The organism is Streptomyces sp. NPDC001056 (genome assembly GCF_053598955.1).
In genome coordinates, this window is sequence record NZ_JBSFLI010000006.1 from 177091 (window position 1) to 189775 (window position 12685).

Genomic DNA, 12685 nt, shown 5'->3' on the forward strand with positions numbered 1-12685 from the left:
AATCGCACATGGCTGAACGCAACGGCGGCGACGGACCGCCCGGCCACCGGCACGGCACCCTCGACGTCGAGGCACGCCTCGGCGCGGCCCTGCGCGCGTACGACCCCGACCCCGAGGCCGAGCACCGCGCCGTCGCCGCCTTCCGCACCGCCCGCACCCCAGGCGCCCGCCCGCCGCGGACCCGCCTCCGCGACGACTGGCGCACCCCGGCGTCCCCCCGCCGCTCCCTGCGCACCGCCCTGTCCCTGGCCCTCGCCTCCCTCGCCCTGGGCGGCGTCGCCACGGCAGCGATCGGGGTCTCCGGAAACCACCGGGACGAGCAGGGGGCGCGTCGGCCCCACCCCTCCGCGACGGCGACGCCCCCGGTGTCCGTCGCCCCGCCGTCCACCGCCCCGCCGTCCACCGCGACACCACCCCCGCCCGCCGAATCCGAACCCCCCTCCGCTCACCCGGCCACCGCCCAGGACACCCGGGCCCACTGCCAGGCCTTCGAGAAGGCCGCCCGGCGGGGCCACGCCCTGGACGCCACGGCCTGGCGACAGCTCGTCGCGGCGGCGGGCGGCCAGGAGAAGGTCGCGGCCTACTGCGCGGCCCGGAACGCGGATAGATCGGGCGCGGGTGAGGCGAGTTCGACGCGGGGCAGTCGCAAGAAGTGAGGTAAGGAGCCCCCTCCGGCGAGAGGGTGCCGCTTGGCGCGGGGTGACGCTTTCCGGGGCCATGGCGCCCCGGCCGGCCGGTCCCCGGCCCGCGCTAAGGGCAACGGCCGGGGCCGCCACCCCCCACAGGAGAGGCCCCGACCGTCGCTCTGAGGGCCGCTCGGCGACCCGTACTCTCTACAGCGCCGCGGGTGCGTTTTCTGTCACACCCCGGCCGCGCTCAGTCCTCTCCGGTGCTCACCCTGCGCACACCCGCACCCGGTCACGAGTTAGTTGCATCTTCTACGGACATGGACGGGGCAAGGTTTCACGCCGTAACGTGCCATTCGCGCCGACCAGGAGACAGGCGTAAAGGGAGTGCGGTGCTGGGGGACGACGCGGAGCTGACCGCCGCGGTGCGTGCGGCACAGGGCGGAGACGAGAGCGCGTTCCGTTCGGTGTACCGCGCGGTGCATCCACGGCTGCTCGGGTACGTGCGCACGCTCGTCGGCGATCCCGACGCCGAGGACGTGGCCTCCGAGGCATGGCTGCAGATCGCCCGCGACCTCGACCGGTTCAGCGGCGACGCCGACCGTTTCCGCGGCTGGGCCGCGCGGATCGCCCGCAACCGGGCCCTGGACCACATACGCATGCGCGGCCGCCGCCCCGCGATCGGCGGCGACGAGACCGAACTGACCGGCCGCGCCGCCGAGTCCGACACCGCCGGTGAGGCCATCGAGGCGCTCACCACCGGCAGCACCCTCTCCCTCATCGCCCGGCTCCCGCAGGACCAGGCCGAGGCGGTCGTGCTGCGCGTGGTCGTCGGACTGGACGCCAGGACCGCGGCCGAGACCCTCGGCAAACGCGCCGGCGCCGTCCGCACCGCCGCGCACCGCGGCCTGAAACGGCTCGCCGAAATGCTCGGCGACGACCCCGAGACGGCGGGCGTGCTCGACGCGCTGCCGCCCCAGCGGGACCCCGAGCAGCCACCCCGGCGGGCCTCCCGGCGAGAAGCCCAGCGGCAGCGCGAGCGAGCACCCCAGCAGGACCCCGAACGAGAACCGCGCCGAGGCGCGGTGACGTCCGCCACTGTGACGCATACGCGCACGCGGACGCAGAAGGACATGTGATGGCCGACGAGCAGGACAAGTGGCTCAACCGGGAGACGGCGGAACGCCTGCTGCGCGGTGAGCCTCTGGAAGCCGTCGACCCCTCCGCCCGTGACCAGGCGGAACGCCTTTCCCGGATGCTCGGCGCACTGTCCGCCGAGGCCGCCCCGGCCCCCCACGAACTCCCTGGCGAACAGGCCGCCCTGGCCGCGTTCCGCAAGGCCCGCCAGGCCGCGGCGGACGAGCGCACGGCCGCCCTCGCCGCGGGCGGCACCGGCCGGCGCGCGGGCGCGCGGGGACACGACGCGGGTGCGATCCGCGGCGGCGCCCCGACCCGCGCCGGAGTCAGCCGCCCCCGCTGGGGCCGCCCGGTGCGGCTCGCGCTCGCCGCGGTGGTGGCCGCCGGCACGCTCGGCGGGGTCGCCGTGGCCGCCGGCACCGGGGTGCTGCCCACGCCGTTCGACCGGGAGCGGCCCGGTCCCGCGGCCACCGCCACCACGGACACCGCGGACCGCCCGCCGGCCACGGCCGCCCCGCAGGCGTCCGGCGGCCCCGGTGCCCCCGGTGCCCCCGGCGGCGCGGACTCCGGTCGCCCCGACGGCGGCGACCGGGCCGACGGCGGCGGAACGGACGGCCGTCCGGGCACGAGCGCCCACCCCCGCACCGGCACCGCCACGCCCGGCGGCCGCTGGGAGGGCGCCGTCAGCGCCTGCCGCGATCTGCGCTCCGGCGCCGGACTGAACGCCGACCGAAGACGCGCCCTGGAGCACCTCGCGGGCGGCTCCGCCCGGCTGAGCCAGTACTGCAAGCTCGTCCTGTCCACCGGCGACCACGCCATCGGCAGCCCGGCCCAGGGCACGAGGCGCGACAGCGGCGGCCGGCGCCAGGAAGCGGGTCAGGGCTCCGGTAACGGCGGCAACGGCGCGGGCGGCGACGACGAGAGCCACCCCGGCGACGGCGGCGGTACGGGAAACGGTGGCGGCACCGGCATCGGCAAGGAGCGCATCCGGCACCGCGGCCCCGCCGTACCGGCACCCGCCCCGCGCGGCCCCGCACCCGCCCCGCGCGGCCCCGCACCCGCCCCGCGCGGCCCCGCACCCGGTTCGGGCGATGGCCCCGGGGGTGGCCCGGGAGGCGGCTCCCGCGGCGGTTCCGGCCGCGGCCACGGCAGGTCCGCGTCCCCCGCCTCCCCTTCGCCGACCCCCGCGCCCCCTCCGGCTCCCGCCCCCGCTCCCTGAGCAATCTTGATCGCCACCACCCCTCTGACCTGCCCTTTTAGGAAGTCGCGAAAGTTTTTCCGCGCAGGGTGTGACACTTTTGAACCCCGGGGCGCAGTACTGAGTGAGCCGACTGGTCATCGGCCGTAGCACTGAGCCGGGGTTCCCCCCGTACCCGCGGCTCGTGCCCTGGCGCGGGCGGGACATGTTCCCCCGGTCCCGCCCGCGCCCCAAAGCCCGTCCGCTGACCGGGCTCACCGGTACACGACGACCTTGTCGCCCACCCGGACCTCCGCGAACATCTCGGCGATCGCCGTCTCGTCCCGTACGTTCACGCACCCGTGCGAACCCCCGGCATAGCCGCGCGCCGCGAAGTCGTACGAGTAGTGCACCGCCTCGCCACCGCTGAAGAACATCGCGTACGGCATCGGCGAGTCGTACAGGGTCGACACATGGTGCCGTGACTTCCAGTAGACGTGGAAGGTGCCCTCGCGGGTCGGGCTGTACCGCGTGCCGAAGCGCACGGCCACGGTGGACACGGTCCGCCCGTCGATCATCCAGCGCAGCGTCCGGCTGGTCTTGCTGATGCACAGCACCCGCCCGGTCAGACAGCGCGGATCGGGCGCGGCGGCGGGCTGGCCGCCCATCAGGTACAGCTCCCACCTGCCCGGCGCATGCGTCATCGCCACCAGCCGCCGCCAGGTCACGGCGTCCGTCTCGCCGGTCACCGGCAGCCCGCGCTTGCCCTGGAAGCCCCGTACGGCCCGCTCGGTGAGAGCGTCGTACGACCCCGTGGGCCCGTCGAACAGCCAGTCCAGCTGCCGCAGCCGCGCCTGGAGTCCCCGTACCCCCACCCCGCTGTCCCCGGGCCTCCACAGCACTCCCGAGCCCCCGGCGGACACCGGGCCCCGGCCCAGCGGCCGGCCGTCGGCATCCAGTGGTTGCACGGTGCACCCGCAGAGCGCGGCGAGCGCGGCAAGCACTCCGAGCGCGGCGGCGGTCCTGCCCCTCGTCCTCATCCCCGAATGCTTCCCCGCGTGACCCCGGCGGAACTACGAGGCATGGTGAGGAGGTACGGAACGTACCGCGGAGGCGCTCATGGCACGTGAGTCGGAGTCCGGTCTGCCGATCGAGCCGGTCTACGGGCCGCAGGACCTGGCCGGCTGGGACCCGGCCGAGAAGCTCGGGGAACCGGGGGCGTACCCGTTCACCCGCGGGGTCTACCCGAGCATGTACACCGGCCGCCCCTGGACGATGCGCCAGTACGCCGGCTTCGGTACGGCGGCGGAGTCCAACGCGCGCTACCGGCAGCTGATCGCCCACGGCACGACCGGTCTGTCCGTCGCCTTCGACCTGCCCACCCAGATGGGCCACGACTCCGACGCGCCCCTCGCGCACGGCGAGGTCGGCAAGGTCGGCGTGGCGATCGACTCGATCGAGGACATGCGGGTGCTGTTCGAGGGCATCCCGCTGGACCAGGTGTCCACGTCCATGACGATCAACGCCCCGGCCGCCCTCCTGCTGCTGCTGTACCAGCTGGTGGCGGAGGAACAGGGCATCCCGGCGGACAGGCTGACCGGCACCATCCAGAACGACGTGCTCAAGGAGTACATCGCCCGCGGCACCTACATCTTCCCGCCCAGACCCTCGCTGCGGCTGACGGCGGACATCTTCCGGTACTGCACCGCCGAGATCCCGAAGTGGAACACCATCTCGATCTCCGGCTACCACATGGCCGAGGCGGGCGCGTCCCCCGTGCAGGAGATCGCCTTCACCCTCGCCGACGGCATCGAGTACGTGCGTACCGCGGTCGCGGCCGGCATGGACGTGGACGACTTCGCGCCGCGCCTGTCCTTCTTCTTCGTGGCCCGTACGACGCTCCTGGAGGAGGTCGCCAAGTTCCGTGCCGCGCGCCGGATCTGGGCCCGGGTGATGCGGGAGGAGTTCGGGGCGCGGAACCCCAAGTCGCTGATGCTGCGCTTCCACACCCAGACCGCCGGGGTCCAGCTCACCGCGCAGCAGCCGCAGGTGAACCTGGTCCGGGTCGCCGTGCAGGCCCTCGGCGCGGTCCTCGGCGGTACCCAGTCCCTGCACACCAACTCCTTCGACGAGGCGATCGCCCTGCCCACCGCCACGTCCGCGCGGCTCGCCCTGCGCACCCAGCAGGTGCTGGCGCACGAGACGGACGTGACCGCGACCGTCGACCCCTTCGCCGGTTCCTACGCGGTGGAGCGGATGACCGACGAGGTGGAGGCGGCGGCCGTCGAGCTGATGGACAGGGTGCGGGAGCTGGGCGGCGCGGAGGCCGCGATCGAGCAGGGCTTCCAGAAGGCCGAGATCGAGCGCAACGCCTACCGCATCGCCCAGGAGACCGACTCCGGGGAGCGGGTGGTCGTCGGCGTCAACCGCTTCCGGCTGGACGAGGAGGAGCCGTACGAGCCGCTGCGCGTGGATCCGGCCATCGAGGCACGCCAGTGCGAGCGCCTCGCCGCCCTGCGCGCCACACGCGACCGGGGCGCGGTCGATTCCGCCCTGACCGCCCTGAAGAAGGCCGCCGAGGGCGAGGACAACGTCCTCCACCCCATGAAGGAGGCCCTGCGGGCGCGGGCCACGGTGGGCGAGGTGTGCGGGGCGCTGCGGGAGGTGTGGGGGAAGTATGTTCCGAATGATGCCTTTTGATCGGGTGTCCGAAAGGCGCCGGCGGACCCCGGCCGGGGTGCGGTGTCATACCCCCGTGCGAGACTCCTCCCCATGTTCGGTGTCGTCCATCTCCCCACCTATCTCGCGGGCGTGGCCCTGATCGTGCTGCTGCCCGGCCCCAACTCCCTCTACGTGCTGTCCGTCGCCGCCCGCCGCGGGGTGCGCACCGGGTACACCGCGGCCGCCGGGGTGTTCTGCGGGGACACCGTGCTCATGATCCTGTCCGCCGCCGGTGTCGCCTCGCTGCTCCAGGCCAACGCCGTGCTGTTCGGGATCGTGAAGTACGCCGGCGCCGGCTATCTGACCTGGCTGGCGATCGGCATGATGCGGTCCGCCCGGCAGATGTGGCGGACCCGGCGGGAGCAGGCGGCCGAGGAGACGGCGGCCCCGGCGGTGGCCGCCGAGGAACGCCCCTACCGCCGCGCCCTCGTCGTCAGCCTCTTCAACCCGAAGGCGATCCTGTTCTTCGTCGCCTTCTTCGTGCAGTTCGTGGACCCGGCCTACGCGTACCCGGCCCTCTCCTTCGCCGTCCTCGGCGCCTTCGCCCAGGCGGCCAGCGTGCTCTACCTCAGCGCGCTCATATTCGGCGGCACCCGCCTCGCCGCCGCCTTCCGCCGCCGCAAGCGCCTGTCCGCGACGGCCACTTCGGCGGCCGGCGCGCTCTTCCTCGGCTTCGCGGTGAAGCTGTCGCTGGCTTCGTAGCCCTCCCGGGGGCGCGGCTCGGCGGACGCCGTCGAGGCACGCCGCCGGGTCCCGCGTCACCGTCCCGCCCGCCCGGCCGACGTACCCGTCCGGACGGACCAGGAAGACGCGGGGGCCACAGGACCCGGGCGCGTGCGGCAGGGTTCGTACGCCGGGACGCGGGGGAGCGGTCGCGCCCAGGAGGGTCCGGCGCGGGCCCCGGAAGGTGTCGAAGAGGCGGGCGCCGGACACCGCGCCGTCCGGTGCGCGGTCTCCGGCGTGCACCGGTCCCGGGCCGGTGCGCGTCCCGGCGCCGAGCGAGTGCTCCGGTCGGCCGACGCCGAGTCGGACGGCCGGGGGTACTCAGCGCCGGGCGGCGCGGGCGTTGCGGATGGCGCGGGTGAGGACCGGCGGGAACAGGTCCACGGCGACCCGGCGGGCCCGCCGGCCGGGGCCGCGGCGCGGCCCCGGGGCGGGCGCGGTCGGGGCCGGTGCGGGGACGGTCGGGGCCGGTGCGGGGATGGCGGCGGGCGGTTCGGCCGCCGCGGACCCCTCGGCCTGCTCGGCCGTCCCGGGCTCCTCCTGTGCGTGCTTGGACGGCGGGAACGCGGGGGCCCGCATGTGCTTCGACTTCAGCCGGATGATCCGGTGTCCGGCGGCCTCCTGGACGCTGAGGTGGCAGTCGGAGCGGTCCCGGACCATCTCCAGCAGCGCGTCCTGCACCGGCTCGGGGTCGCCCCAGGTGCCGTAGAGCTTCTGGGTGCTCAGGCAGATCGGACGCAGGCCGCGGTTGAGCACGGCCTCCCAGGCGGCTATGGAGACCCCGGGCGTGTGCTCGGAGCGGAAGTCGTCCAGGACGACGACGCCCTCCGGGAGCAGCAGGTCACGCGCCGCGCCGATGTCGCCGTGCACATGCTCGTACAGGTGCGAGGCGTTCGATGTGCACGAACCGGCAGGAGGCCGCCTCGACCTCCTCCGGGACCACCGAGCCGGGGCCCTGGAGGACGCGCGGCAGCTCGTCGTGGAAGGAGAGGTGGTTCTCCTCGAAGCGGGCCCGGGTCAGCGCGCTGTACGACTTGGTCGCCTCGGCCCCGACCTCCAGCAGGTCGCCCCGCGTCCCGCCGGCCTCCTGCCGGGTCAGGAACCAGTCGAAGAGCATCTGGTCGAGCACGGGGAACCAGCCGGGGACGTCATCGAGCCGGCGGGGCGGACGCGTTGTTTCCTGGATCGTGGCCATGCGGAGCGGGTACTCCCTCGGTACGACGGTCTGTGGAACCCCTGCGAGGCCCTGTGGGGCGCGGGTGGCAAGGGCTCCACGGTGCCTGCCCGAGGGACCGCTTCAAAACCCGACGCGTGGTGAACGGCTCGCCGACTTCGTGTCCTTCAGCGCCCGTTTGAGCCGCGGCCCGAAGGGTTTCTCCACCAGGCGGTGGATCAGCCAGGCCAGCACCAGCATGGCCAGAATCGTCGCCCCGAGGGTGGGCAGCGGGGGCAGGCCGAGGGCGCGGTGCAGGACGCGGATCACGAACCAGCCCAGGTGTTCGTGGATCAGGTAGAAGGGGTACGTGAGGGCGCCGGCGGTGGTCAGCCACCGCCAGGAGGCCCAGCGGGTCCAGCCGAGGGCCACCGCGGCGACCGTGGCGAAGGCGAGGGCGACGATCAGGACGACCACGTAGGGGTCGCGGTGGAAGTCGGCGTGGGCGGTGGGGTGCCACAGGCCGCGGGTGGCCTCGCTCTGGCCGAGCAGCAGGGACACCGCGACGATGCCCCACAGCAGCAGGTCGCCGCCGAAGCGGTGGATCAGGTAGAGCGCGAGGCCGCCGATGAAGAAGGGCGCGTACTCGGGCATGAGGACCTGGTCGGTCAGCTCGTTGCCGGTCGTGCGGCAGACCGCGACCGCCAGCGTCCACACGGCGCAGAACAGCACCACCCGGCGGTAGGTGACGCCGCGCAGGACGACGAGCAGGGCGAACAGCGCGTAGAAGCGGACCTCGGCCCACAGCGTCCAGCACACGCCGAGCACACGGGTCGCGCCCATCGGCTGCTGGAGCATCGTCAGGTTGACCAGGAACTCGTCCAGGCGGACCGGCTCGATGACGGCCGGGAGGATCAGGGACGCGCCGGTGACCAGCACCAGCGCGACCCAGTAGGCGGGGTAGAGGCGGGAGACCCGGGAGCGGAAGAAGTCGCCCAGGGTGCGGCCCCAGCTGCTCATGCAGATCACGAACCCGCTGATGACGAAGAAGAACTGCACACCCAGGTTGCCGTAGACGGACACCCGGGACAGGGCGGGGAAGATCCCGGCCGGGCTCTGGTGCCAGGACTCGGAGACCGTGCCGCCGCGTCCGGTGTAGTGGTAGAGGCAGACCATCAGCGCGGCCACGAGCCGCAGCCCGTCCAGCGCGAGCAGCCGGCTGCGGCGTTCGACCCGCGCGGGGGTGGCCGTCACCTCGGTGGGGGGTATCGGGACGCCGTCGAGGGCGGAGGAGGAAGTGGTCATGGCGTTCAGCGCCGCACCGTCTTGCGCAGGCCGCGCGCCTTCTTGGCCACCCTGCGCACGGTCGCGTTGCGCGGGATGAACGCCAGCTGCGCGGGGATGCCGCCGGGCAGGGCGAGCGAGGTCAGCCGGCGGCGCTTGAAGTAGCGCGAGGTCCGCGGGCCGAAGTTCGCCGCGAGCCAGGTCTCCGTCTCCGCGCGCAACCCCGGCAGGATCTTCGACTGCATCGCGAAGCCCACCGCACGCACCAGCGCGCCCAGCCGGTCCACGTCCATGCCCCGGCGCCGCTCGGCGACCGCGGTCGCGTCGGCCAGGTCGGGCAGCAGGGCGTCCACGATCGTGACCGGGATCCGGTTGCTGTTCTCGTACGGCGTCAGCCGTTCCAGCAGCAGTTCGGTGCCCACCCGGGCGACCGGCAGGCCGTAGAGCGCGGAGGCGGTGAGCAGGGCCGTGGAGAAGCAGCCGACGACCAGCGCGGGACGCATCCGCTGGTACAGCACCTCGGCGAGGACCGGCGTGTCCACGACGGTCAGCTCGACGCCGAGCCGCTCCGCCTCCTGCTCCAGCGAGCGGGTGTAGCGGGCCGGGGCGGTGGGGTGCGGCTTGAACACGACCTTGGTGTGGCCCAGCGCGGTCGCGCCCTTCAGCATCCGCACATGCAGGTTCTCCTCCTGCTCGGCGGTGAGGATGTCCAGTGCCGACAGGTACTGCCCGAGCAGCAGCGCGGGCTCCTCGACGTCCGGCAGCTCCTCGGCGGCCGAGCCGAGTTCGGCGAGCACCTTGGTGAAGGCCGGGGTCGGGACCAGTTCGCCGGGCACTCCGAACTCGGTGAGCAGCAGCGGCGCGAGGCCCGGCACCAGGTCCAGGTGGAGCACCCGGTCGACGCGCGTGCCGACCAGCGGGTCGATCTTGTTGCGCGTCGGGCCGTAGGACATCAGGCCGTCCGCGTAGACCGTGACCGGCGCGCCGTTGAAGATCTGGCCGAGCGCCAGCGCCGGGTTGACCTGGATCGACTCGACCGCCAACTCGACGCTGTCGGTGCCCAGTCGCCACTCGTGCCGCAGGAAGCGTTCCCACAGCGGCATGTCGTCGACCCGGGGGGCCCAGCCGCCCGGGTGGAACGGGAAGATCGTCTCGTTGTACGAGACCACGTCGTCGAACCGGTCGCGCAGCCGCTCGAACCCCGGCATCTCGTCGGGACCCGGCGTGGTCTCGGGCGTCGCCGCGTTGTTGCAGACCAGCAGGATCCGCCGGTCGGCGGGGTCGAAGCAGCCGGAGTCCAGGGCGGCGGCGAGGGTGGCGATGCCGTACAGCGTCGACGCCTGGAAGATCTGGGTGGTCACGCGGCGGCTCCCGCGGCGGCGGGACGGCGGCGCAGCCGGCGCAGCTTGGTGGCGCGCTGGAGGTCCATGGAGTCCAGCGCGTCGTCCAGCACGTCCTGCGGCATGCGGCGCAGCGCGGCGGCACTCAGGGATTTCAGTTTCTTCGCCACCGCGGGCTCGAACCTTTCGATGGATCCCAGATGATGGGAAATGATGGCGCAATACGTACGGACCGCCTTCGGCAGCAGCGCGTCCGCGTCCCGGTCCTCGGCGGTTTCCGCGATCACCTGATCGAATGCCCGAATGAAATCGAGCTGGCGCACATCGCCGATCTGGGTGAGCGAGGAGGCGACCCCGCGCCGGTAGAACACGCCGAGCAGGCTCACCGCGGCGAAGGATTCCGCCTCCCGGTGCAGCTTCCAGATCCACGGCCGGTCCTCGGCCGTGCGCAGCCCGTCGGTGAAGTGCAGCAGGCCCCTGTCGACCAGCCGGCGGTGATAGGCGCCCGCCCAGGCGAACGCGTAGTCCACCGAGGTGGAGCGGTCCGCGGGCAGGATCGCCTCCCGCGGGTCGAGCGCCCGGCCCCGCCGGCCGACCGGCACCCGCTGCACCTGGCGGGCCCGCGCGGTGCACTGCACATGATCGGTACGGATGAAGTCGACTCCCAACTCCTCCATGGCGTCGACCAGTTGCCGGAAGTAGCCCGGGGCGAGCCAGTCGTCGCCGTCCAGGAACGTCAGGTACTCGCCGCGCGCCCGGTCGATGCCGGTGTTGCGCGCGGTCGCCAGACCTCCGTTCTGTTCGTGCCGGACGAGGACCGCCCCGGGCAGCTCGCGCTCCGCGCGCGCGAGAATCTCGGGTGTCCCGTCGCGGGAACAGTCGTCGACGAGAATGAATTCGAAGTCCTCACGCGCGTTCGCCCTCAGGCTCCTGAGCGTGTCGGGCGCGTATTGCTGCACGTTGTAGAACGGCACGATGACGGAGAGCTTGACCACGTCAGGGACGTTAGGGGGGATGCCCGTCATTCGTCTTGACGCCTTGCTTGATACTGGGTGAATGGCACATGGCGAAGCCGTGAACCAGGTCTTTTTCCGGGCCCTCCGCGAGCCGATTCGTCATTCGGCGGTGTGCTGTTAACCGTTTGTTGCATTCAGGTTGGGCGGAACGGCGGAATGGCTTCCTAGCGTCTTGGACGTGCCAGCAAGTGCAACGAAGTCCCTGCGGGTCGCCGTCCTGGCGGACTCCGACACCCGGTGGAAGTGGGGCGCGCTCACCGCGCAGCGGCTCACTCCGGCGGATGCCGAGGTCCGGCTCGACGGGTACCTCCTGCGCGGACGAGCCACCCCGACCGCCCGCCAGCTCCAGGAGGTCGGCGTCCGCGCCGACTCCCTCAGCGAGGTCACCGGCGTCGAGTTCCTCCACGCGATGGGCCAGGAGCCGTACGACATCCTGGTGCTGGCCCTGGTCGGCGGCGGAGTGCAGGCCATGCTGCACGGCCTGCGCACCGTGTGGGGCACCGGCCGGCGGCCCGTCGTCGTCACCGGCTACGTCGGCGTCGTCTACGAGAAGCTCGCCGACGGCCTGCTGCTGCGGCACGGCGCGGACCTGGTCCTCGCCAACTCCCGCCACGACGCGGACCGGTTCCGGGCCGTGTACGAGGGGGTCGGCGCGGACGCCTCCGCGGTCACCGAGGTCGCGCTGCCCTTCCTCGGCGGGGCGCCGTACGCCGGTGAACACGACCCGTACACCGTGGTGTTCGCGGCCCAGCCGTCCGTCCCGGACAACCGCCGCGACCGGGTCTACCTCCTCGACCGCCTCATCCGGCACGCCCGCAAGCACCCCGAGCGCGAGGTGCTGCTCAAGCTGCGCTCCAAGCCCGGCGAGCACACCACGCACATCGAGGAACTGCCCTACCAGAAGCTGGTCCAGGGCAAGGACGTGCCCGCCAACTTCCGCCTGGTGTACGGGCACATGGGCGAGGTGCTCGACCGTACCGACCTGCTCGTCACGGTCAGCTCCACGGCCGCCCTGGAGGCCCTGCACCGCCGGGTCCCCACGGTCGTCCTGACCGATCTCGGCGTGCGCGAGGCGCTCGGCAACCACCACTTCACCGGCTCCGGCTGCCTCGCCTCCTGGGACCAGCTCGACGCCGGACACCGGCCCGCCCCCGACGAGGAGTGGGTGGCCCGGCAGGGGGTCGCCGCCGACGGTTCGTACGACACCGCCTTCGACGCGGCCCGCGAGCGCATCGCGAAGCTGCTCGACCGGGCGGACGGGCTGCCGCCCCTGACCCCCTACTACACCCCCGAGACCGCGCCCGGCTATCTGCCCGGCATCCTCGCCCGCCACCACCTCGGCCCCGACGGCGCCCCGCTGCCCGGCGCGCCCACCGCCGACAAGGCACCCGGACCCGTGCGCCAGATCGTGCGCCGGGCCGCGCGCGGCGCCTACCGGCACGGCGTCCAGCGGGTCGCCCCGGTGATCCGGCGGATGGGGGAGCTGTGACCTCTACACAAGGAGTAGA

Annotated in this window: 10 protein-coding genes and 1 pseudogene; 6 read left to right on the forward strand and 5 right to left on the reverse strand. The window is 73.4% G+C overall.

The features are described from left to right. The first annotated feature begins 8 nt into the window (after positions 1–8). The 3 genes from ACWDD7_RS10055 (at position 9) to ACWDD7_RS10065 (ending at position 2982) form a co-directional block, all read left to right on the forward strand. On the forward strand, positions 9–656 hold the full coding sequence (locus ACWDD7_RS10055) for a hypothetical protein (protein WP_450456990.1): 648 nt from the start codon (positions 9–11) through the stop codon (positions 654–656). Positions 657–1018: 362 nt separating this feature from the next. Further along, positions 1019–1765, forward strand: a complete 747-nt coding sequence (locus ACWDD7_RS10060; RefSeq protein WP_450456991.1) for an RNA polymerase sigma factor — start codon at positions 1019–1021, stop codon at positions 1763–1765. After that, positions 1765–2982, forward strand: a complete 1218-nt coding sequence (locus ACWDD7_RS10065) for a hypothetical protein (protein ID WP_450456992.1) — start codon at positions 1765–1767, stop codon at positions 2980–2982. Before ACWDD7_RS10060 ends, ACWDD7_RS10065 begins: the two co-directional genes overlap by 1 nt. A 233-nt stretch (positions 2983–3215) precedes the next feature. Here the strand turns inward: ACWDD7_RS10065 and ACWDD7_RS10070 are convergent, their stop codons facing one another. Further along, on the reverse strand, positions 3216–3980 hold the full coding sequence (locus ACWDD7_RS10070; protein WP_450456993.1) for a L,D-transpeptidase family protein: 765 nt from the start codon (positions 3978–3980) through the stop codon (positions 3216–3218). Positions 3981–4059: 79 nt separating this feature from the next. Between ACWDD7_RS10070 and ACWDD7_RS10075 the strand changes: the two genes are divergently transcribed. Together ACWDD7_RS10075 and leuE are read left to right on the forward strand one after the other, a co-directional pair. Beyond that, positions 4060–5640, forward strand: coding sequence for an acyl-CoA mutase large subunit family protein (locus ACWDD7_RS10075; RefSeq protein ID WP_450456994.1), 1581 nt, complete (start codon positions 4060–4062; stop codon positions 5638–5640). Between the two features lie 72 nt (positions 5641–5712). Beyond that, a complete protein-coding gene (leuE, locus tag ACWDD7_RS10080; protein ID WP_351866135.1) occupies positions 5713–6363 on the forward strand; it encodes a leucine efflux protein LeuE in 651 nt (216 codons plus the stop codon). A gap of 342 nt (positions 6364–6705) precedes the next feature. On the opposite strand, the pseudogene ACWDD7_RS10085 reads toward leuE, so the two are convergent. The 4 genes and pseudogenes from ACWDD7_RS10085 to ACWDD7_RS10100 form a co-directional block, all read right to left on the reverse strand. Continuing rightward, a pseudogene (locus ACWDD7_RS10085) lies at positions 6706–7579 on the reverse strand (class I SAM-dependent methyltransferase). Positions 7580–7681: 102 nt separating this feature from the next. Then, positions 7682–8842: an acyltransferase family protein gene (locus ACWDD7_RS10090; RefSeq protein ID WP_450456995.1), complete on the reverse strand. Its 1161-nt coding sequence runs from the start codon at positions 8840–8842 to the stop codon at positions 7682–7684. 5 nt (positions 8843–8847) lie between these two features. Beyond that, positions 8848–10182, reverse strand: a complete 1335-nt coding sequence (locus tag ACWDD7_RS10095) for a polysialyltransferase family glycosyltransferase (protein ID WP_351866127.1) — start codon at positions 10180–10182, stop codon at positions 8848–8850. After that, a complete protein-coding gene (locus tag ACWDD7_RS10100) occupies positions 10179–11156 on the reverse strand; it encodes a glycosyltransferase family 2 protein (RefSeq protein WP_351866124.1) in 978 nt (325 codons plus the stop codon). Before ACWDD7_RS10100 ends, ACWDD7_RS10095 begins: the two co-directional genes overlap by 4 nt. 199 nt (positions 11157–11355) lie before the next feature. Between ACWDD7_RS10100 and ACWDD7_RS10105 the strand changes: the two genes are divergently transcribed. After that, a complete protein-coding gene (locus tag ACWDD7_RS10105; protein WP_450456996.1) occupies positions 11356–12666 on the forward strand; it encodes a DUF6716 putative glycosyltransferase in 1311 nt (436 codons plus the stop codon). Positions 12667–12685: the final 19 nt, after the last annotated feature.

Bases quoted from the DNA above. Each gene is read 5' to 3' on its own strand.
- ACWDD7_RS10055 (WP_450456990.1), top strand. From the start codon at position 9: ATGGCTGAACGCAACGGCGGCGACGGACCGCCCGGCCACCGGCACGGC.
- ACWDD7_RS10065 (WP_450456992.1), top strand. From the start codon at position 1,765: ATGGCCGACGAGCAGGACAAGTGGCTCAACCGGGAGACGGCGGAACGC.
- ACWDD7_RS10070 (WP_450456993.1), bottom strand. From the start codon at position 3,980: ATGAGGACGAGGGGCAGGACCGCCGCCGCGCTCGGAGTGCTTGCCGCG.
- ACWDD7_RS10075 (WP_450456994.1), top strand. From the start codon at position 4,060: ATGGCACGTGAGTCGGAGTCCGGTCTGCCGATCGAGCCGGTCTACGGG.
- leuE (WP_351866135.1), top strand. From the start codon at position 5,713: ATGTTCGGTGTCGTCCATCTCCCCACCTATCTCGCGGGCGTGGCCCTG.
- ACWDD7_RS10090 (WP_450456995.1), bottom strand. From the start codon at position 8,842: ATGACCACTTCCTCCTCCGCCCTCGACGGCGTCCCGATACCCCCCACC.